This is a genomic window from Enterococcus sp. 7E2_DIV0204, from assembly GCF_002140855.1.
Taxonomy (GTDB): domain Bacteria; phylum Bacillota; class Bacilli; order Lactobacillales; family Enterococcaceae; genus Enterococcus_L; species Enterococcus_L lemimoniae.
This window is the reverse complement of sequence record NZ_NGKY01000001.1, coordinates 1766030-1787473: the sequence shown is the minus strand read 5'-3', so window position 1 is coordinate 1787473 and position 21444 is coordinate 1766030. Positions and strand designations below refer to the sequence as shown.

Here is a 21444-nt window from a genome sequence, read left to right as displayed (position 1 = left end):
GCCCGTCTCTAGACCATTCTCTTAAAAAAATTTGATAAATTGTGACTACAAATCAGAATTATTCATCTTCATCATCTACTGAGACATTTAGCAGCAACTCGTTAACTTTCACAATACTTTCCGCTGATTCCTTGACATAGTCACCTTCTATTGCTAATAAATTCGCATTAACATAGCTGATAACCATCGGTAAATTCATCCCAGTATATAAGTCAAACGAAGCACCTTGCATAATTTTTTTTGATAAAATATTACAAGGTGTTCCCCCTAATAGATCAGCAAAGACAACAAAATTCTCTAACGATTCCGTAATCGCTTCAAATTTTTCTAAAAAGTTGGTTTCTCCTTCTTCTGGTAATAAAGTAACTGTGGTAATTGTTTCTTGCGGTCCCATAATCATTTCTGCACTTTTTTTTAATTCTTCACAAAAACGACCATGACTTACTAAAACTAACTGTTCACTCATCGATTTTCTCCTGTTTTATTTATTTTGAAATAACACCTAAGGCAGAGAATGCGACACAGACAATTAATACAATAAAAATTGCTTTAGTAGACGTCATATTCTTTTTACCTAACATCCAATAAACGCCACCGACAATCCCTGCAGGAAGTAGACGTGGTAAAATCATATCCAAGTTATTTTGCATGTTAAGTGTTACATCTCCAATACTTGGTGCCCACGAAAATTTCACATTAACCATAGTTGCCACTAAAGCTCCAACCATGAAGACACCCAGTAAAGTTGCCGCATCTGTTAAGGCAGTTAAACGATGTTGCATGGTTGTTACTAAAGAAATTCCTTCTCGATACGCAAATTCCAATTGTTTCCAACGGAAGACCATGACAGCAATTTGTGCAACAATCCAGATAAAGATTCCGGTTGGGTTACCGTTAATTGCCATATTGGCAGCTAAGGCTCCAAAAATTGTTGGAATTAACGCCGCAAAAATTGAATCCCCAATTGCAGCAAATGGTCCCATTAAACCAGTTTTTAAACCTGAAACTGTTTGTTTTCCATCAATTCCTTCTTTTTCTTCAATAGCCAAATCGATCCCTGTGATAATCGTATTAAAGAAGTTTGATGTATTGAAAAATTGTGTGTGTGTGTTCATAACTTCTTTTAATTCAGGCGTATCATCCCCATACATTTTACGTAATTGCGGCAAAATCGTGTACAAGTAACCTGATCCTTGCATCCTTTCGTAGTTCCAACCTAATTGGAAAGTAAACAAGCTTCTGCGATTAATTTGTTTAAAATCTTCTTTCGTCAATTTATAATTAGATTTCGTCATCTTCAATCTCTCCTTCGTCTGAATTATTCGCTGCATTTTCTTTTTTGGCTACTGGTCCACTCGGAATCATTTGACCATTTTTATAGCTAATTGCGGCTAAAGCGAAACCAATTAAAGCGACTGCTAACATTGGGAGTGCGTTAAATACACCACTGAAGTCTTTCACAACGCTAGCAACAGACGTTCCTAAAAGTTGCATGTTTGTAAAGATTGTTCCTAGTAAAGCCGTTACAGTGAAACCAAGAATTAAATAAGGGAAATGTTTTTTCACTGGTAAGTAACGTAGTAAAATCGCAAAACCAACTGCTGGTAAGACTGCCCCTGCAACAGATAAACCATCACCTAACCATTTTAAATCGCCATTTAAGACAGATACGACTTTTTCTACTAAGCCACCACCAAAAGCAAGTGCTAAGAAGACAGGAATCATCCGAGAAAGAGACCATGGTAACGCTCCCATTAAGAAGTTACGTTCAATCCCTTTATAGTTCATATCTTCGACCATTTTATCAATCCGATGTGCAAAGTACGTATTCGCAAAACGAGCCAAAATATCTAATTGAATCATTAAACTAGCAACTGGTACTGCAATAGCAGCAATTGCTTGTTCTGGATTCATTCCTAAAGAAATGGAAAATGCTGTGGCAAGGATAGTTCCTGAGTTGGCATCAATTTTTGAAGCACCTCCGAAAGTCCCAACTCCCAAAACGGTTAATTGCATACTTCCACCAATAATAAGTCCTGCTTTAATATCCCCCATCACTAATCCTGCAAATAGACCTGCAAACACTGGCGCACTTAATGAAGAATAAATTTGTAATTCATCTAAAATTTGGTATCCTGCGTATAATGTTAATAATAAGATCTGCCACCATAAGATATTCATTTTTTGTTCCCTCCTATTTTGTTATCAAACTCATAAAGTCTTCAGCTTTGTCACTTGGCACCATTTGGGCAGTCAAATGCACGCCTCTATTATTTAACTCTTTAAAGACCTCAATGTCTTGATCTACCACATTGATCGACTTGGTAATCGACCGTGTTTCGTTTGTTTGAGACATGTTACCAACATTGATTTCTTTAATTGGTGCTCCAAGTTCTACTAGTTTTAATAAACGATCTGGCTTACGCACCACGATTAGTAAACGTTGTGAATCATATTTTCCTGCTAAAATATTTTGAGCAGCCTTTTCAACTGGTAGCACGCTTAATTTCACGCCAGCAGGTGTCGCTAATTTTAACCCACTTTTTTCAATTGCATTCCCTGCAACCTCATCATCAACGACCATAATTCTGGAAATATTCAATTTTGTCGTCCATAAATTTGCTACTTGTCCATGAATCAAACGTCCATCAACTCTTACGCCAATAATACTCATTGTAATCCCTCTTTCATTTCTTTATATAGCGGTTCTTTTACTAACTGAATTTCTGGTTGGTATGTTCCTTCTGTTTCAAAAATGACGATCTCATTTTTTCCTTCTTTTAATAATCCTTTTGGAATATATAAGGAAAGCGTTGGGCCAACATTCCAGAAACGACCAAGATTGGTTTGGTTAACAAAAACAATCCCTTTGCCGAATTTAGAAACATCAATAAATGTATCTTTGACTTCTGCTAACTCCACATGATATTGGTAAAAGCTCGGTTGATCAGGTTGCCATTCTTTTGAGTAATTCACCTGTTCACAGCTTGTCATGGGTAAACAATACTGCTGCCATTGAGTAATAAAATGTAAATCCCCCATGACACCTGTTCGAATCCCTTTTTTCTGAGTATCTGCAAATAGTTTATGCCCGTAATTGACGCGACCCATATTTTCCATTAAAACATCGATTTGATTATTCTCTTGCGGAAGTGTAACGTAAATTTCTTCGCCTATTTCCGTTTGATATTGCGTTGCTTGAAGTGTCTGATTGACAAATAATTGTAGACGATCACGACCATCAATCACTCTTAACTTTTCTTCTGCGGTATCTTTTTCAATGCTTGTTCGGTAAAGAAGATAGCCGGTACTTTGTCCTAGTTGTTCCATTGTTTGCGGATAAACGCTGACCACTGGCTGACTAATAGTTTCTAAGGTTGCAAACAAATTCACTTTGTTTGCTAAAGGAATTGACTTTTGCTCAAAAGATTCTTTAACTAGTGGCTCAGCTTGTGGCAATGTGGGATATTCCTCGTGAAGCATTTTTTGTAACGCAAAATACTTTTCTGTTGGATTCCCTTGTTCATCAAGTAGTGCATCATAGTCATAGGAAGTGATTTGTGGTAAATCAATTGTTCCTCGTGCGGAGCAACCATTCATAAAGCCAAAATTAGTCCCACCATGAAACATATACAAGTTGATGCTGCCTAATGCTAGCGCTTCTCTAACCGATTCAGCCAGTTCTTGCGGATCTCGTTTAATAATTGGCTCTTTCCAACGATTAAACCAGCCATCCCAAAATTCCATACACATTAACGGCCATTTTTTGCCATGTTCTTCAAAAAATGCTTGCATCAGCCCAAAATTTTCTTTGGCTTTTGAGCCAAAGTTCCCTGTTACTAAAATATCATCTTCAATCATGCTGCCTGCTCGCAAGGTTGCGCGCCATGGCCCATCAGAAGTGAAGAATGGCGCTGTCACTCCACGCGCAATCATCAAATCACGAACCGCCCGTAAATAAGCTTTTTCTTCGCCGAATGAACCGTATTCGTTTTCGATTTGAATCATTAGAATATTGCCAACGTTAGCAAGTTGATGAGGAACAATTTTTTCCATTAAAACATCATAATACTCTGCAACATGTTTCAGATATATCGGATCATTCGAACGCATCCGTCCAGATTCATTCAATAGCCATGCTGGAAAACCGCCAAATTCCCATTCTGCACAAATATAAGGAGAAGGCCGAACAATCGCATATAACCCAAGGTCCTGTGCTAATTTTAAAAAACGCTCCAAATCTAATATTCCCTCAAAATGAAACGCACCTTTTTGCGGTTCATGCAAATTCCATGGTACATATGTCTCAACTGTATTGAAGCCCAAAGCTTTCAAGTTATAAAGTGAATGATACCAATCTGAGGGATCTACACGAAAATAATGAATGGCTCCTGATAAAATTTTAAAAGGTTGATCATTTAAAAAAAACTCCTCTTTAATTTCAAATCTGTCCACATTTCCACCCTTCCTAGCAAACGCTTTCAATCGTTGGATAATTGCTAAATAAAGATACCTCTTTATTTAGCAATTTCGACTACTTGTACGTTCATAATATGTTTGTTCACGTTACCTACGTTCACATGCCCTGTCATTCTTTCTTGGGCATTGGCCATTCCTGCAGCCATTCCCCATTTTAATAGTTCAGTGGCTGATACATTCTTGGCCAGGCCATATGCGAAACCAGCAATGGTTGCATCTCCTGAACCAACAGGGTTCGTTGCTTGAATCGTCGGAATTTTTACACGGTAAAACTGATCGTGATGTTTTGCAATTGCTCCTTCTTTTCCTAAAGACACTACAATCCATTCAATTCCAATAAACATTGGGTTTGTTAAGGCCTTTTGCACAGCTGTTAATGGACTTTCTGAAAAGTTTTGCTCTAGCAATCCTTCGAGTTCCTCTAAGTTGGGTTTAATTAGATACGGTTTCCATGGCCCTTGAAGAGCTTGCCTTAAACTTTCACCAGACGTATCTAGCAACACTTTAACCTCTTGTATTTGTGCTTTTTGAACTAATTCTTGATAAAAATGTTGTGGTAATCCTTTGGCTAAACTTCCAGAAATTGTGACAATTTCTGCTTGCTTAATTAATTGATCGAAGTTTTCAAGGAAGGCGGTTATTTCTTCTTTGGAAACAATCGGCCCAGCTTCTAAAATTTCAGTTTGATTGCCCTCATGCAAAATAGCAATCGAATCACGCGTTTCTTCTTTGATTGATGTAAATGCTTGGGTGATGTTTGCTTTCTTTAATTCGCTAGCAATAAAAGCCCCATGAAAACCACCGAGAACGCCGGTAGCTGTAACATCTCCTCCTAGATCATGAATGACACGAGTGACATTTAATCCTTTACCACCAGGTGTTTTCGTTACCTGACTGGTCCGGTTAACGGTATCAAGGTTTAGATGGCCTAATAGATAGGAGATGTCAATTGACGGATTCATCGTTACTGTTACTATCACAGCTATGCCTCCCAATTACCCTTCGTTTACTTGAACTTTCGCATGCCAAGAGCTGGCTGTTGCTGCGATGACTTCATTTAAACTTTCAATATTTTCTCTTCCTTCTGTTTTCAACCAATCACAGGCTGCGGTTTCATCTGCTTCAACAAAAGGTTTCACCCCATTTTTCCATGTTGCACGGCCACATAAAACACCATTAAATGTTGAACCTGCTTCTTTAGCAAAACGTAATGTTTCTTGGAATAAAGCAGTTGAAACACCGGCACTTAAAAAGATAAATGGTAAATGAGTGGCTTGACTTTGTTCTAAGAAATAATTAGCCGCTTTCTCTTTTGTATATGCTGTTTCACCAGTCGCAAAACCTTCTACATAATTCATATTGACTGGTACTTCCACTTTCAATACATCTACTTTATATTGTGGTTTGGAAAATTCTTTCATCATTTCATTCACTTTATGTGGTTTAACTTTTGCATATTCCAAAGAAATAGCATCTGCTATCTGCGCATCATAAGAAACTAATTCCAAGTAAAATGGTAGGTCTTCTCCTGCACATTCACTACCTAAGCGTTCAATAAACACGTGTTTTTGATGATTAATTTCTGGATCCTCATCCACGTCATAGTATAGTAGAAACTTAATAGCATCTGCGCCTTCTTCTTTCAAGCGTAAAACAGACCAGTCTGCTAGTAAATCGGGCAATCGTCCAGGAGTAGTTGCATCGTATCCTGTCTTTTCATAAGCGAGTAACAACCCCGACTCAGTATCACGTGCTTTAGCAGCAGGCAACCCATATTCTGGATCTAATAAAATTGCTGAAGCATACGGTGTCATTTCTTTTGAGACTAATTCTTTAAACGTTTCAATTTGTGCATCAGTTGGCTCTACATCTAGCGCTTTAATCATTTTTTTCAACGCACCTCGTTGATCAATTGCTAACGCGCTAATGATTCCTTCATGCGTTGATAAACTATCCATTGCCGCTTTTTTTCCCGCTGTTAACGTAAGCATAGTTTCTCCTCCAAATGTCGTATCATTTATAGTCATAAATCGTTACTCCTTTAACCACACGATTCACTGTACCTGTCGGTGAAGGGGTATCCGGTTTATTTCCCACCTTAATAGATGTTAATAGTGCGACTGTTTGTGCTACCATGATATCTGCTAATGCTAAATAGCCATCTGGTAATAAAGCTGTTTCCGCTGAATATTCAATGGTTGGACCTGAGAAATTACGTTTTCCAGGTTGAGCAATCGCAAAGACGCCAGCTGCTATTTCGTCACTGTGAACTTCTTCTAAAATGTCCAAATCATAATCTCTTGTGTAAGGCACATTATTAACAAAGCCAAACATAATGGTTTTTTCATTAATAAATGATTTCGGACCATGACGGAAGCCCATTGATGAGTCAAAAATTGTTGCAACTTTTCCTGCCGTTAATTCTAAAATTTTCAGTTGAGCTTCTCTTGTCAAACCAGCTAAACTTCCAGAACCAACATAAACAATACGCTCAAAACCAAGATTAACAATTTTGTTCAACTCTTCTTCACGAGATAAAACTTCTTCACCTAATTCCATCAGAACGCTTACATATTCTTGTTTTTGTTCGAAGGCTGTTTGATCAAAGAGTAATAACGTACCCAAGGTCATGCAAGAAAAACTACCAGTCATCGCAAAACCACCATCATTTGAACGTTTCGGCATTAAGAATAAAAAGCTATTATCTTCTTTTTGACCCCGTTGTGCCAACTGTCCTTCTTCTGCACAAGTAATGGCTAAATGATGAATCGTCTCAACTACTTGATTTGCTACTTCCACTGCAGTTAAGCTTTCAGGACTATTCCCACTTCTAGCAAGCGAAACTAACAACGTTGGTTCTTCTTTAATCAGATAATCTTCTGGTTTGGCAACAATATCTGTTGTCCCGATACTTTCAAATGTAAACGCCTGTGTGTCCCCATGTGCTCGTAAATAAGGAACAACGGTATCACCTACATATTGGGAAGTCCCTGCTCCTGTAAAAATGACTCTCGTACGTTTTCCTTCTGCTCTGGCTTGGACTTCTTTTAAAAAGTTTTCCAAAATGGCTTGATTTTTACGATAAAGTGTCACGGTCTCTTGCCAAAGCTCTGGTTGCTGACGAATTTCACGGGTAGTAATTTCCGCTCCTAGCTGTTCTAGTTCTTCTTTTTCTGCTGTAAACATACTTAACTCTCCTAACTATTCCGAATATGGCGTATCTGATAATGAAACTGATCTGCTCGCGCCACACTCAACGTAAATTCAATAATTTCATTTTTCATGTTATACGTCTGTCGTGCTAAATGAAGTACTGGTGCTCCTTCTGGAATCATCAATAGTTTCGCATCTTCTTTCGAAGCAATACTCGCGTATAACTCTTCATCTGCTAAACGAATGGTTTGATTAAAATCTTCCGAAAACAGGTCATATAATGGTTTGCTACGCAATAATTGATCTGTGAGTGATAAGAAAAATTTCACTGGCAAATAAGTGTCTTCTACCATTAAAGGCTCTCTATCAGCAATCCGTAGTCGACTTAATTTAAATACTGCTTCTCCTAATGAAAGGTTGAGATGCTGACAAATAAATTTATCCGCTTCCAATTTTTCAAACGATAAGATGCGAGTGTGTGGTTTTCGACCAAGACTCTTCATTTGTTCTGTAAAACTATATGCGCCAGCTAAATCAGCGGCCTCTTTTTTTATATCTGAAACAAATGTTCCTTTGCCATGACGACGATAGATGGAACCTCTATTTTCTAGTTCTTGTAGCGCTAACCGGACCGTCGTCCGACTTACCCCATATTGTGCAGTTAATTCACGTTCAGAGGGCAACTTGTCATGGGGAATCATGACTGTTTCGATTCGTTCCTGCAGTAAATCAACAAGTTGATGATACAAAGCTTTGTTTTTAAAGGCATTTTCCATAAGTTTCTCCTTTATTTTAACTGGTTATAACCACAAGCCAATATTACGGTGGTTTTTTTTCGTTTGTCAATAAAAAGGAATAAGAAATATTTCCATATCTATTTATCTTTGTCATAACAACATTTATAGACCATGACACTTTTAAAAAAAATAACTCTTTTTAATTTAGAAACCATTTTTTTAAAAAAACTCCCTTAAATGTAATACCAGTTAGCTCATTTATATGCTGAGTTGTAATAGTAATTGCAACAATGAGTCCATCAAAATTTTCTAGTAAAATGAGTTTAGATTAGCAAACTACTAGGATTGATTTTGATGGGTTCACATAAAAAACTTAAATGAGATACTCGAAAGCTTATAGTGACGGTGTTTTATGACAACATGAGTATTCAGGAAATAGGCGATAAAATGGGGGTTAGCCATCCAACAATTTATCTTAAGTTGCAACGAGTTCCTTAAAAGCGGAATTCTCCGTATGAATCATAGGTGATAAAACCCACTATTCCGTCTACAGACCAGCCAATGCCGATTGTAACCTCGAAACAACCATTGTCACCTTGCTTAACTACTGGTTTCCGAAGAGCGGCTTCTATCTTGGTCATCTCTTACCTCTTTTTTTCTTTCCCAAAAACCATCAATAAAAAGAGAGCTAAGCAAAACTCAAGATCAGTTTTGTCCAGCTCTCTAACTTCGAATAAACAGCGAGGAAAAAGCAGCTCCTCCTTATTACGAGTCGATATTACACAGTGCCTACTACACTACGTTTCGATCTCATCAATCTCTAAGTGCTGAAGACACTTAGAATTGAAGGACTTGGTTCTTGGATCTAGACACTTTTATTTTGGCCTCTTCTAGGTTATTTAAAAAGATTTATTCAATCGATTGTCCTCTTCATTTGTATCTTGAATGATCGAATCAATGTATTCTTTCAAAAACTTGCTATTCTCTGCGATGATCTGATAGCCTTTTTCTTGTTTAAGTTTTTCAACTTCTTCCTCTGAACTGTAATCATTTCCAGAGAAGAAGCGGATGTTTACTGTTCCTACAAACTCAGCCGCTATATCCATTTGTGCTTCATTCGTCATACCACTATCGATTAGTTGGGCATAGGCTAGCCGTTTGCCATCTTCCATAAAAATATTTTTGATATATTCTTGGTAGTTTCTAACTTGCGGGGTTGTGATATTTTTTTCTCGTGCCCATGTATCTACATCATTTTCTTTCTTTTGATACTCGAATGAATCTTTACTCAATTTGACTATACCATAGCTTTGCGGTGTGATCGAAAATGAACCAGAGACAATTTCAGTCAAGCTGTCATTCTCGACTGTTTCTGTCATGATATCTTGTGCATGTATGTGTCCTGAAAAGACAACGGGTACTTGATATTCTGCCAAGAGTTGTTTGAACTCGTCCGCATTATTAAGGACAAAGCCACTGGATAATAATTTGTTATGGACATAGATATTATGATGTAAAAAGACAAGCGTTTTTTTATTCGTTTCCTTTGCTTCTGCTAATTGTTGCTTGACCCAACTCATCGTTTTGCCACGAATCGTTCCCCCTGTTACAGGTCTTGTTTGAGGTTGGTTATCGTCAGGATAAATATTAGAATCAAGAAACAGAAAATTATACGTTGGATTCACGGCTACAGAATAACTCAATGAGTGTTTATCATAACTCGTTGCATTTTGATAGCCATTTTCTGCAAATATTTCTTTAAAATCAGCAATTGATACGGCTTCTGTTTTCTCTTGTTTAGCGCCAACGAATTTTCTCGCCCATCCATCATTGATATCATGATTGCCCGGGATGACAAAAGCGTTGATCCCGTTATTCGTTAATTGTTTAAGTAATTCTGCCAGTTTTTCTGCGCTAGCTTTTTCCCCATTTAAGGTCAAATCACCAGTAATAATCAGCATATCTGGTTGTTGTTCTATCGCTTTGTCGATAAATGCTTGCCAGCTTTCTTCTTGATAATCCAACTCTTTACCTGCTGCAGTCTGCTTGATATTTTGATAGGCAGTACCCGAATCAGTCAAACTTTTATCGAGATAATGCGGATCACTCACGACCCAAAATTCAACAGTTTCTTTTTCCATTAATGGTTTCACTGTTTTTTCTTTACTCTCACCAAAATAATTTAAAGCAAGCGCAATCACAACGACAGCACCGATAATCAAGCCTATTACTTTTTTCATGGTTCCATTCCCCATTCTAATTCATTCCACTCTATTCTATGCTTTTCTAGGCAAAAAAGCTCTCACCGTATCTATTTTACTAAAATACGATGAGAGATGCTGTTATTTTTTTATATTTCGGCTCCATTTGTCTGGATCAAGTGTTTATACCATTCAAAAGAATCTTTTTTAATGCGTTTTAGTGAACCGTTTCCTTGATTGTCACGATCCACATAAATAAAACCATAACGTTTCCGCATTTCCCCAGTGGTGAATGAAATAGGATCAATACAGCCCCAAACAGTGTATCCTAACACATCTACACCATCTATCTCAATGGCTTTTTTCATTTCTTTGATATGTTGATTAAGAAAGTCGATTCGTTCCACATCATGGATTTGATCTTCTACCAGTTTATCTGCATACCCAAATCCATTTTCCACGATAAAAATTGGACGTTCATAACGATTACTTAAAAGATTTAAATAGTGGCGCAATCCAGCCGGATCGATCGACCACCCCCACTCTGTCATGCTTACATAAGGATTTTCTACAAGAGAGCTGTCTCCAAGTAAGTCGTCTTCTAAACGTACGGCTTCCGGACGTGTTGAGATCGTATTACTTAAATAGTAGCTGATACCGATATAATCAACTGTTCCAGCTTTTAGTATTTGTAAATCTTCCTCAGTGATATCCATTTGATAGCCATTTCTTTCCCACTCTTTGATTGCCCAGCGAGGGTAGTTACCTCTAACTTGGACATCGGTGAAAAACAGTTGCTTTTCATCTTCTTGTTGGGCAGCGATAATATCTTCTGGATCACTCGTCAACGGATAGTTTGGTGTTGCGGCTAACATACAGCCAATTTGGAAATCAGGATTGATTTTCTTTCCTTCAGCAACCGTTATCGCTCCTGCTACAAATTGATAATGTGCAGCTTGATACATCGTTTTTAATTTGTCTTCGCCTTCTTGATAAAGAATACCTGAGTTGGTAAATGAGTAAATCGGATTTTCTAAGATTCGTTGGTTATTGATTTCATTGAACGTCATCCAGTATTTTACCTTATCTTTATAACGCTCCATCACAGTCACAGCAAATGTAGTGAAAAAGCCGACCAATTCGCGGCTACGCCAACCACCATAGTGTTTAACTAAATAATAGGGCATCTCAAAGTGTGACAACGTAATCACAGGCTCGATTCCGTATTTCAATAATTCATCAAATAGATCATCATAAAAAGCTAACCCTGCTTCATTTGGTTCTTGCTCATCGCCATTTGGAAAAATTCTTGTCCAAGCAATACTGGTTCTTAGACATTTAAAGCCCATTTCTGCAAAGAGTTGGACATCTGCTTTATAGTTCCCATAAAAATCGATCGCTTCATGGTTAGGATAAAACTTTCCTTCAATAACTCCGTCAGTAATTTCTCTAGCATGATCTTTTGACCCCGCCGTCATGACATCTGCAATACTGATTCCTTTGCCGCCTTGATTAAAACCGCCTTCTACTTGATGAGCCGCAACTGCGCCGCCCCATAGAAAATCGTTTCTCATTGACCGTCAGCCTCCTTGCTCGTTCCAACAACAAATAATTTTGTTTCTGGTGTCACTTTATCGCTATCATTGATAATATTCAATGATTCCATACTTGGTGCGTCTGTTAAAATAACTGGCGATGTCATCGCATAACCTGCTTGCTCGATCTTTTCACGATCGAAAACTAATAATGTTTGGCCACGTGTGATCGTATCTCCCATTGCAACTTTCGTTTCAAAATGTTCGCCATTTAAGTTCACTGTATTAATTCCGATATGAATCAATAACTCGCTACCGCTAGTTGATTTTAACCCAATCGCATGTTTTGATGGGAAAATGGCGACAACTGTTCCATCGAATGGTGCCACAACTTTATCAGCAGTCGGGATAATAGCCACACCTTTCCCAGCAATTTCACTAGAAAATACATCATCATCTACTTCTTTCAAAGGAATCACAGTCCCTGCAAGCGGCGCATAGACAGTTGTTTCTGGATTCTCTTGTACCTCTGTTACTGTTTCTTGAAAATCATCTTCTCCTTGATCTGTTTCAGGCAAGAAATCAGTCATTTCGTCTTCTTTAACACCGAAGAAATACGTTAATACAGCTCCTGCAATCAAAGCAGAACCGACGCCAATGAAATAGCCGATTTTTGGTGTATAAACTGGAATAGAAAAAATATTATGGAATACATAGGCATTCATGGTCACACCTGTCACACCACAAATTGCGCCACCAATCGCACCTGAAATCGCAACGATCGGTAATAAGCGTTTATATCTTAAAATCAAACCATATACAATTGGTTCTGTTACACCTGCAAATAAACCTGTCAACGCCAATGGTCCAGCTAAAGCTTTCATTTTAGAATGTTTTTTAGATTTTAAATAGAACCCAATTGCAATCCCGATTTGTGCAAATACAGCTGCAACAGCCATACCTTCGATTGGATCGCCACCCATCACCGTCAAGTTTTCCAGTGTGATTGGTGAAAAGCCCCAATGCAAACCAAACATAACCATAAATGGCATTCCGCCACCTAAAACGATCCCTGAAAGCAACGCACTTTTACCGATCAACCACATTACCCCTTGGGATAACGCATCTCCGATAACAGTTCCAAATGGGCCGAAAAGCAATGCTGTCAAGGGAACCATGATCATTAAGCTAAACATTGGAACAGAGAATAATTGAAGGTCTCTAAAAATAATTTTACGTAAGAATTTATCCACGAATGAATAAATGAAAATTGCTACAAAAATCGGGAAAATCGTTGTTGCGTAATCGACAACATTTAAATTGATTCCTAGAAAATCAAGCTTTTCCTGACCAATCATTCCAGTAAATGACGGTTCCAGCAAGGCCGCACCAATTACACCACCAACATACATATTCCCACCGATTTTTTTCGTTAATGTGATCCCTAGAAAAACAGGTAAGAAATAAAAGATTGCATTACTTGCCGCACTTAGGACCATATAAGTTGAACTAGTATCAGCTAATAATTTCATTTCAACTAAAATCGTCAAAACTGCTTTGATCATTCCAGATCCAGCCATTGCTGGAATCAGCGGTGAAAAGGCCCCAGAAATCACTTCGAACACATAATTGAAGCTTAGTTTCTTCTCTGTTTTAGGTGCATCTTCGTTTAAATCAGCGAGCGACTGAATCGCTGCATAATAATCTGGGACTTTACTACCGATCACGACTTGATATTGTCCACCGCTATTCACAACTGACATCACATAGGGCAACTTCTCTAATGATTCTTTGTCCGCTTTTTTCGTATTTTTCAAGCTAAATCTTAAACGTGTCGCACAATGAACTAAACTATTGATATTCGACTTGCCGCCGACAAGTTCAATGATTTTTTTACTTTCTTCTTCATAACGCATGATAGTAATTCCTCTCTTTGATTCATTTTTCAGAAAAAAATGACCTAAGAAAAACACTTATAGACTAAGTGTTTTTCTTAGGTCACGCCTGATCCAACAGTAACGATCCTATTGATTGCTTGATAAGCGATTTAAGTGAAGTGTTAGGTACATCAATTCATCATTGGAAATCGTCCAATCATATTGTTGTGCCAAAAATGCTTTGATTTTGACTGCACATTGATAATCTTGTTCGTATTTGACAGCGATCAGATTGATCAAGGACGAATCCTCATTTGACGATACTTCTTTGTCCAACTGCCTTTTGACAAAATAACGAATATGGGTGATGAAACGAGTAAAATCATAAGAAGTTTCATCATATTCTTTGCCATAATGGTATTTAATGATATCGATAATGCTTTGAATGATTTTGGTTGTCAGCATGGTTTCGTTCATACTGCTAGTAGAATTATAAGCATTTACAAAATGAAGGGTAATAAAAGCAGCTTCTTGGTCAGGAATCTCAATGCCCGTTTTCTCCCGCATCATTTGAACGGCTTTCAACGCAAATGCATATTCTTTTGTATAAATTTGTTTAATGTCCCATTCTAGTGGCGAGCGCATTTGTAAACCCTCTGCCGCACGATTTAGGACAAAGCCGATATGATCGGATAATGTCAGCAATATGGAATCATCGATTGCTTGCTTTAATTCAGTTTCACCTAATTGAATAATATCACTGGCCAGTTCAATATCTTCAATGTCGATTCTTGCAAGTAGATTATCTAAATTGCTGACGGAATTGTTACCTTCTAGAACAAATCTTTTTTCAATCAAGACAGGATCGATCACGTCACCTTCACGCTTGTTGAAACCGACGCCTTTGCCCATAATGATTTCTTCAACACTATCATCATTTAAGATCAAAGAAACATTATTATTAAAAACTTTCAGTATTTTCATTGCAATTATCTCCTGTTCTTAACTTGAAAAAAGAAAAAAGACCTGACCATATCAAACATCACCAAAAAAGTAATGTGAGAGGTCACGCCTGCTTAACCAGTAACGATCCGTTGACCAAAGTATACAACGTCTTATTTTCTTTGTCAATAGTACGCTTACATTTTGATTACAAGTCTCCTCACATAACACTCAACTGCTTATTCTTACTGAGTTTAAACTATATCTTATTCTCTTCAAATGAATAGATTTGCTCGATTGCGTCAGTTAATTTTTTAAACTGAACAAACTTTCCTTCACGAAGATACTCTTTTCCATCAACGAAAAATAGTAAAGTTGGTGCTGAAAAAATTAGATATTCAGCGGAAATCGCTTTGACTTTATCCGCTTCAACTTCTCTTAATTCGATTTTAGAATAGTTTTTTAATAGCTCAGTCAATTTAGGTCTGAGCGCATGACACACTGAACAGTTTTCTTGTGAAACGTATAAAAAAGCAAGCTGATTTTCATTGACAAAGGTTATTACCTCTTGAATTGTTTGTAATTTTTTCATAGTCTAGTCACCCTTTTGTTATTGGCTAAATCATAGCATCTTCTCAGCAAGTTTACGATTTTTATGCCCAACATTACTTATCTACTTCGATCCAAGCTTTATAATAATCTCTATAAAATCCATCCTGGTCTTCAGCTGTCATGATATAACGCCCAACCATCGCCCCAGTATGATAGCCTTTTTTCTCCAATTTCTCTTTCATTGACTCAAAATTATTTTCTAAAGGATTGTCGGACTTGATCGTAAGTAGAAATTGTTTATACGAGTAGTTTGGTTGCTCTGGTTGTTGCCAAATCGTCATTTCTTTGACAAATTCTTTCGTCGTCACAGCAAATCCGTAAGTAATTTCTTTTTCATGTCCTTTCTCGATATAAACAACTAAGCTTGAAGGATTATCAATGTATGTCTGCAATTCATTGGGATCTTTTAAATCAATTGGAATGATTCGTTCTACATCTAATGGCTCATCAAGAAATTCTTTTTCTTTTAGTTCTATCAAACTCAACAGTTGATCTTTCCTATGCTTGATCCCTTGCTGTTTTTTCTCTAATTCAGCTAATTCTGATGCAACGCGTGTTTGAGTTTCATCTAATATCGTCCATAATTCCTCTGGCGATTTGCGATAGAGATTAGTCATTTTATTAATGGGTATATCGAGTCTCCGGTAAAAATCAATATCACTGATTGTCAAAATATCCTCCATATCAAAAAGCCGATAGCCATTTTGTCTATTTCTAGACGATGTCAGCAGATTCATATCGTCCCAATAGCGAATCTTCGACTTGGGTAAATTCATGATTTCAGCCACTTGTCCTACAGTTAATAACTTCTCTTTTTCCATATGCTCACCTCTGATTTTAATTATAAACAAAAAACATTGACATTCAAGTAACTTTAAGGTGTAGAATTCCTTTTGAGTCTTGAAAAGGAGGAATTTAAATGAGAATCATTCAGTTTTTCATTAAAAAGAATCTGACACTTATTTTAGCGACAGTTCTTTGTTTATGTTTACAAATTATCGGAACACTTGGTGTACCGTTACTCGTAGCACAATTGATCGATGTTGGGATTGCCAGCGGCGATCAACAATCCATTAAAATGATCGGCCTTAAAATGCTCGCAATGGCTTTATTTGGTGCGCTCTCAGCAATTGCTGGAAGCTATCTTTCTGCTAAAGTAGCCGCAAAATTTGGGTTGGAAACTCGGGAAATGTTTTTTGCCAAACTTCAAACATTTTCTATCAAAGATGCAGATCATTTTGGGACAGGTTCCCTACTAACAAGAATGACGAATGACGTTGATAATATTCAACAAATGATTGTCTTGTTTCTACAACTCATTTTACCTGCACCGATTATTGCGATTTTCTCACTTTATATGACGTACACTTATTCAGCGACATTGGCTTTAGTACCACTAATTGCCATCTCAGCTTTTGGATTGATCGTCTATATCTTGATGAAAAAAGGAACGCCTCTTTCATTATTGATCCAACCTAAAATGGATAGGATCATTGTGACATTACGTGAATTTTTCACTGGGATCAATATGATTCGAGCTTTTAACAATCAAGAATATGAAGAAGAGCGAACAAATAAAACATTTTCTGACTATGCAAACGGGATGATCCGCGTAAACAGTATTTTCGCGTTTATTACACCAGTTGCCTTCTTATTAATGGGTGTGGTGTTTTCTTCTATCTTATGGTTTGGTGGAAACTTCGTAGCACTTGGTACCTTGCAAATTGGGACGGTTTCTGCCGTCGTTGAGTATTCTTTACTGACACTTGCTTACTTAATGATCGCAGCAATGGTGTTAGTCATGTTACCTAGATCCCTTGCTTCAGTAAAAAGAATTGAAGAAATTTTAAATACCCAAGACCAAATTCTTGATACTGATCAACCTGTTTTACTTGAAGAAACGGAACCACAAGATGCCTTGATCGATTTAAATCACGTAACCTTCAGTTATGATCAAGCGGATGAACCCGTTTTAGAGGATATCCATTTTAGTATTCCCAAAGGAAAAACGACCGCAATCGTTGGTGGTACAGGTTCTGGTAAGAGTACAGTTGCCAAATTACTGTTAAGACTTAACGATGTCTCTGAGGGAGCTATTTTATTTGATGGTATTGATATCAGAAATGTTACACAAGATGAGCTACGTTCTAAAATCAGTTACGTTCCTCAAAAAGCCTTTCTATTTAGCGGAACGATTAAGAGTAATTTATTGATGGGCTATCCTGAAGCAACAAAAGAAGATATGGATCGAGCAGCTGAAATTTCTCAACTCTCTTCTTACCTTGCTACATTAGAAGATGGTTATGATTCATTTGTTGCACAAGGCGGAACCAACTTCTCTGGCGGTCAAAGACAACGTTTGTGTATTGCCCGTGCCTTGATCAAACCTGCGGATATTTATATTTTTGACGATAGTTTTTCAGCGCTTGATTATAAAACGGATGCTGCATTAAGACTCGCATTAAAAGAAGAAATGTCCGATAAAACCTTGCTGATTGTTGCTCAACGATTAAGTACGATCCAACAAGCTGATACGATTATCGTTTTAGATGAAGGCAGAATCGTAGGTCAAGGAACACATAGTCAACTGTTACAACAGAATAAAACATACCAAGAGTTTGCCCGCTCACAAGGGATTATCATGAAAGGAGCACAGTCATGATGGAAAAATTAAATAAACAAACATTAAAACGATTCTTTCAATTGATTCGACCTGAACGTCCGATATTTCTGGGCTTGATTCTGTGTAGTTTAGTCGGCAATGCCTTAGTTATTGCTATGCCTTTCATTATGGGGATTGCTATTGACGATTTGCTTACATTGATTAAAACTCATGGAGTCGGTCATATTACATTTTCCCTAGTTCAAGATGCTTTATTGACACCTGTTTTGATTCTGATTGTCTTTTCAATCATCAGTAGTTTGATGTCTTACATTCAAGAACGTGTGATGGCCGCTTTAAGCGAAAGGATCACCTTAAGAGTCAGAAAAGAAGTCACGAAGAAATTTAAATCATTACCAATGGCCTTTTTTGATCAACATCAAGTAGGGGATATTCTTAGCCGAACAACAACTAGCTTAAACCAATTATCACAAGTTTTCTTAACTGGGATCAATCAATTCTTTACATCGATCTCAACGATCGTCTTTGCTGGGATCATGCTGTTCTATATTGATGTAAAACTAACCCTGATCGTCATTGTCCTAATTACTGGAAGCTCATTCTTAACAGGCAAAATTGCTAATAAAAATAAGAAACTGGCTGAAGCAAGTCAGGCTGAACTTGGGATTTTGAACAACAAAACTGAAGAGTTTTTATCTGGGAATTTAGTGACGAAAACCTTCAATCAACAAAATCATGCAAAAGACGTCATCTCTCAAACAAATCAAAAGCACTACAAAGCCTTTTTAAGTGCTCAATTTATGAACTTTGCGATTTATCCAGCAATTCGTTTGATCAATCAATTAGCATTTATCGTCAGTGCGATCATCGGAGCATTCTTAGTTTTACAAGGTGGGATCACAATCGGTTTACTGCAAGCTTATCTGCAATATATCAATCAAGTTTCTGAACCAATTTCCACAGCATCATATGTTATCAACTCCATTCAAGCAGCATTAGCAGCTGTTGATCGCATCTTTGAGATTTTAGATGCAGAAGATGACATTCCAGAAAAAAAGAACTTGCAAAGCATCGATCAACCATCTGGTGCAATTGCTTTTGATAACGTTCAGTTTGGTTATACAAAAGAAAAAATATTGATGAAGCAAGTCGATTTCACGGTTAAACCAAAACAAATGGTGGCAATCGTTGGACCAACTGGTGCAGGTAAAACGACATTAGTAAATTTACTGATGCGCTTTTATGAGTTAAATAATGGTCGTATCACCTTTGACGGTGTGGATATTACAGATCTTTCAAGAACAAATTTACGCGAAATGTTTGGAATGGTTTTACAAAATACATGGTTATTTGAAGGAACAATTGCGGAGAATATCGCATATGGGCGCATGGACGCAACACGAGAAGAAGTCATCGAATCGGCTAAAATTGCCCAATGTGATCACTTTATTCGGACTCTGCCAAATGGTTATGATTCGATTATTTCAAGCGAGAATGGCTCGCTGTCACAAGGTCAGCAACAACTATTGACGATTGCTAGAATCATTTTAGCAAATCCTCCTGTGGTTATTTTAGATGAAGCAACATCCAGTGTGGATACTAGAACAGAAGCTCACATCCAAAAAGCGATGGATGAAGTGACGAATAACCGAACCAGTTTTGTGATTGCTCACCGTTTGTCTACGATTGAAAGTGCGGATTTGATTTTAGTGATGAAAGACGGAGATATCGTGGAAAAAGGGAATCACCAAGAATTGTTGGCGAAACCTTCGTTGTATGCTGATTTATATAATAGTCAGTTTCAACAGACTTAAATAAGTTTATACAGAAAAAAGGCTATCTGATTTATTTGAGATAGCCTTTTTGTATTACTAACTAAAAGCGTTTAACTTTATAATTGATCGTTTTAATCTATCCCATCAGTATAAGAAAAAAGTTAGTTGAGTCGAATTAATAGTCTACACAGTCGTCCTTCATTTTACTCAAGACAACTATTGAGATCGCGATCAACAACATCCCCATAAACGCTGGCGCAGCCGATCCAACAGTTATATAAAGCTGTCCGCCAATAACTGGTCCGACGATTCGCGCCAAAGACTGAATAGATTGACTACCACCTTGAACCCTTCCTTGTTCAGTTGAATCAGCAGATTTTGAAACCATTCCATTGAAAGCAGGTCCAAAAATCGAATCGCCAAATCCAAAGATAAACAACCCAATGATAAATAAAAGATAGGAAGTCAGCAAAGCAGAGCCAGCGATCAAGCCATAACCGATGACTTCAGACAGCATTCCAAGAAGCATAATTTGCTTATCGCTGAATCTAAGTAACAGTTTTGGCATGATCAATCCTTGGGTTAGAATATCTTGAATGCCCATGATCGAAAAAATCAAACCAATCAGTGCGGGCTTTAAATTAAATGTATCAATCGTAAATTGTGACAAGATCGCTTGCAGTGAACCATTAGGAAGCCACAGTAAAAATGCTGAAATGAGTATTCTATTTAAATTTTTCATTGATAGCACACTAAATAGCTGACGGAAAGGATCTAATCTAGCAAACGTAATTTCTTTTAGTCGTTTATCCTTATCAAGGCTTTCAGGCATAAAGAAAAAACCATACACAACATTGAGAACGGTGATCATCGCACCGAAGTACAGCGGCGCAGCATGTCCAAATTCAGCTGCCAACACACCACCCAATGCCGGTCCCATTACTGTTCCTACACCAGTAATTGCACTTATCCAGCCAAAATATTTTGTGCGTTGCGCTCTTGGCGTGATATCAGCGAAATAAGCAAAGATTGTACTGATACTTCCACCAGTGATTCCTTCAATGATTCGTCCAACAAACAAAACCCATAAAGCTCCCCCGATACCCAAAATTAAGAAACCGAGGGCCGATCCTAAAAGACTAATTAGCAATAATGGTCGTCGACCGAATTTATCGCTTAACGCACCAAGAATAGGCGCTGAAAAAAACATACATAAGGCATAGACTGAAACCAAAAGCGTCACGACGGTAGCTTGATTACTAGTATTCCGAATATAAGGTTCTACTAAAAACGGTATAACTGGCGTTATGATACTAAAACTGATTCCGATCAGAAATACAGAAATCAATCCGAAAAGTAAGGCATGTTTATTCATAGTTTGCTCTTCAGTCTGTCTCTTTTTTGATTTAAATTTAAACATTGATAGTTCTCCTAGTTTTTTAGTTTCCTAAGAAACATAAATATTTTAACTTTTTTTAGTTTCCTTGTCAACAAAAAAACAACCTCCTCA

The 21444-nt window shown here is 37.4% G+C and carries 19 protein-coding genes; 2 read left to right on the top strand and 17 right to left on the bottom strand.

The annotated features are described in order from the left end of the window. Positions 1-58 precede the first annotated feature (58 nt). From A5819_RS08370 to A5819_RS08300, 16 genes are all read right to left on the bottom strand, one after another. Entirely contained in the window at positions 59-466 is a 408-nt protein-coding gene (locus A5819_RS08370; RefSeq protein WP_086278300.1) for a PTS sugar transporter subunit IIA, read from the bottom strand. Positions 467-485: 19 nt separating this feature from the next. Next, positions 486-1295 carry a PTS system mannose/fructose/sorbose family transporter subunit IID gene (locus A5819_RS08365; protein ID WP_086278298.1) on the bottom strand — a complete coding sequence of 270 codons (810 nt, stop codon included), beginning with the start codon at positions 1293-1295 and terminating at the stop codon, positions 486-488. After that, positions 1282-2181 carry a PTS sugar transporter subunit IIC gene (locus A5819_RS08360; protein ID WP_086278296.1) on the bottom strand — a complete coding sequence of 300 codons (900 nt, stop codon included), beginning with the start codon at positions 2179-2181 and terminating at the stop codon, positions 1282-1284. The genes A5819_RS08365 and A5819_RS08360 overlap by 14 nt, the downstream gene beginning before the upstream one ends. A 13-nt stretch (positions 2182-2194) precedes the next feature. Next, complete coding sequence (locus tag A5819_RS08355; RefSeq protein WP_086278294.1) at positions 2195-2674, bottom strand: PTS system mannose/fructose/N-acetylgalactosamine-transporter subunit IIB; 480 nt, start codon at positions 2672-2674, stop codon at positions 2195-2197. Next, on the bottom strand, positions 2671-4485 hold the full coding sequence (locus tag A5819_RS08350) for a beta-galactosidase family protein (RefSeq protein ID WP_176271391.1): 1815 nt from the start codon (positions 4483-4485) through the stop codon (positions 2671-2673). The genes A5819_RS08355 and A5819_RS08350 overlap by 4 nt, the downstream gene beginning before the upstream one ends. A gap of 32 nt (positions 4486-4517) precedes the next feature. Then, on the bottom strand, positions 4518-5459 hold the full coding sequence (locus tag A5819_RS08345) for a hexose kinase (RefSeq protein ID WP_086278290.1): 942 nt from the start codon (positions 5457-5459) through the stop codon (positions 4518-4520). Positions 5460-5474: 15 nt separating this feature from the next. Continuing rightward, complete coding sequence (gene lacD, locus A5819_RS08340; RefSeq protein ID WP_086279669.1) at positions 5475-6470, bottom strand: tagatose-bisphosphate aldolase; 996 nt, start codon at positions 6468-6470, stop codon at positions 5475-5477. A gap of 22 nt (positions 6471-6492) precedes the next feature. Then, positions 6493-7665 (bottom strand): SIS domain-containing protein, encoded by a 1173-nt coding sequence (locus A5819_RS08335; protein ID WP_086278289.1) that lies wholly within the window; start codon positions 7663-7665, stop codon positions 6493-6495. A gap of 11 nt (positions 7666-7676) precedes the next feature. After that, complete coding sequence (locus A5819_RS08330) at positions 7677-8408, bottom strand: GntR family transcriptional regulator (RefSeq protein WP_086278287.1); 732 nt, start codon at positions 8406-8408, stop codon at positions 7677-7679. Between the two features lie 455 nt (positions 8409-8863). Beyond that, positions 8864-9010, bottom strand: a complete 147-nt coding sequence (locus A5819_RS19230; RefSeq protein ID WP_176271389.1) for a hypothetical protein — start codon at positions 9008-9010, stop codon at positions 8864-8866. 258 nt (positions 9011-9268) lie between these two features. Next, positions 9269-10609 carry a metallophosphoesterase gene (locus tag A5819_RS08325; RefSeq protein WP_176271388.1) on the bottom strand — a complete coding sequence of 447 codons (1341 nt, stop codon included), beginning with the start codon at positions 10607-10609 and terminating at the stop codon, positions 9269-9271. Between the two features lie 110 nt (positions 10610-10719). Further along, a complete protein-coding gene (locus A5819_RS08320) occupies positions 10720-12144 on the bottom strand; it encodes a 6-phospho-beta-glucosidase (protein ID WP_086278284.1) in 1425 nt (474 codons plus the stop codon). Continuing rightward, entirely contained in the window at positions 12141-14021 is a 1881-nt protein-coding gene (locus tag A5819_RS08315; protein WP_086278283.1) for a beta-glucoside-specific PTS transporter subunit IIABC, read from the bottom strand. Before A5819_RS08315 ends, A5819_RS08320 begins: the two co-directional genes overlap by 4 nt. A gap of 108 nt (positions 14022-14129) precedes the next feature. Beyond that, positions 14130-14966, bottom strand: coding sequence for a BglG family transcription antiterminator LicT (gene licT, locus A5819_RS08310; protein ID WP_086278280.1), 837 nt, complete (start codon positions 14964-14966; stop codon positions 14130-14132). Positions 14967-15183: 217 nt separating this feature from the next. Continuing rightward, a complete protein-coding gene (locus A5819_RS08305) occupies positions 15184-15516 on the bottom strand; it encodes a thioredoxin family protein (RefSeq protein WP_086278278.1) in 333 nt (110 codons plus the stop codon). A gap of 73 nt (positions 15517-15589) precedes the next feature. After that, complete coding sequence (locus tag A5819_RS08300; protein ID WP_086278277.1) at positions 15590-16357, bottom strand: MerR family transcriptional regulator; 768 nt, start codon at positions 16355-16357, stop codon at positions 15590-15592. A 98-nt stretch (positions 16358-16455) separates the two neighbouring features. On the opposite strand from A5819_RS08300, the gene A5819_RS08295 reads away from it, so the two are divergent. Together A5819_RS08295 and A5819_RS08290 are read left to right on the top strand one after the other, a co-directional pair. Next, positions 16456-18198, top strand: coding sequence for an ABC transporter ATP-binding protein (locus A5819_RS08295; RefSeq protein WP_086278275.1), 1743 nt, complete (start codon positions 16456-16458; stop codon positions 18196-18198). Next, on the top strand, positions 18198-19973 hold the full coding sequence (locus tag A5819_RS08290) for an ABC transporter ATP-binding protein (protein ID WP_176271457.1): 1776 nt from the start codon (positions 18198-18200) through the stop codon (positions 19971-19973). Before A5819_RS08295 ends, A5819_RS08290 begins: the two co-directional genes overlap by 1 nt. 136 nt (positions 19974-20109) lie before the next feature. On the opposite strand, the gene A5819_RS08285 is transcribed toward A5819_RS08290, so the two are convergent. Next, complete coding sequence (locus tag A5819_RS08285) at positions 20110-21354, bottom strand: MFS transporter (RefSeq protein ID WP_086278271.1); 1245 nt, start codon at positions 21352-21354, stop codon at positions 20110-20112. Positions 21355-21444: the final 90 nt, after the last annotated feature.

Coding starts and splice junctions, on each gene's coding strand:
- A5819_RS08285 (WP_086278271.1), bottom strand. CDS start 21,354: ATGTTTAAATTTAAATCAAAAAAGAGACAGACTGAAGAGCAAACTATG.
- A5819_RS08320 (WP_086278284.1), bottom strand. CDS start 12,144: ATGAGAAACGATTTTCTATGGGGCGGCGCAGTTGCGGCTCATCAAGTA.
- A5819_RS08295 (WP_086278275.1), top strand. CDS start 16,456: ATGAGAATCATTCAGTTTTTCATTAAAAAGAATCTGACACTTATTTTA.
- A5819_RS08300 (WP_086278277.1), bottom strand. CDS start 16,357: ATGGAAAAAGAGAAGTTATTAACTGTAGGACAAGTGGCTGAAATCATG.
- A5819_RS08325 (WP_176271388.1), bottom strand. CDS start 10,609: ATGAAAAAAGTAATAGGCTTGATTATCGGTGCTGTCGTTGTGATTGCG.
- A5819_RS08305 (WP_086278278.1), bottom strand. CDS start 15,516: ATGAAAAAATTACAAACAATTCAAGAGGTAATAACCTTTGTCAATGAA.
- A5819_RS08360 (WP_086278296.1), bottom strand. CDS start 2,181: ATGAATATCTTATGGTGGCAGATCTTATTATTAACATTATACGCAGGA.
- A5819_RS08330 (WP_086278287.1), bottom strand. CDS start 8,408: ATGGAAAATGCCTTTAAAAACAAAGCTTTGTATCATCAACTTGTTGAT.
- A5819_RS08355 (WP_086278294.1), bottom strand. CDS start 2,674: ATGAGTATTATTGGCGTAAGAGTTGATGGACGTTTGATTCATGGACAA.
- A5819_RS08335 (WP_086278289.1), bottom strand. CDS start 7,665: ATGTTTACAGCAGAAAAAGAAGAACTAGAACAGCTAGGAGCGGAAATT.
- licT (WP_086278280.1), bottom strand. CDS start 14,966: ATGAAAATACTGAAAGTTTTTAATAATAATGTTTCTTTGATCTTAAAT.
- A5819_RS08365 (WP_086278298.1), bottom strand. CDS start 1,295: ATGACGAAATCTAATTATAAATTGACGAAAGAAGATTTTAAACAAATT.
- A5819_RS08315 (WP_086278283.1), bottom strand. CDS start 14,021: ATGCGTTATGAAGAAGAAAGTAAAAAAATCATTGAACTTGTCGGCGGC.
- A5819_RS08290 (WP_176271457.1), top strand. CDS start 18,198: ATGGAAAAATTAAATAAACAAACATTAAAACGATTCTTTCAATTGATT.
- A5819_RS08370 (WP_086278300.1), bottom strand. CDS start 466: ATGAGTGAACAGTTAGTTTTAGTAAGTCATGGTCGTTTTTGTGAAGAA.
- lacD (WP_086279669.1), bottom strand. CDS start 6,470: ATGCTTACGTTAACAGCGGGAAAAAAAGCGGCAATGGATAGTTTATCA.
- A5819_RS19230 (WP_176271389.1), bottom strand. CDS start 9,010: ATGACCAAGATAGAAGCCGCTCTTCGGAAACCAGTAGTTAAGCAAGGT.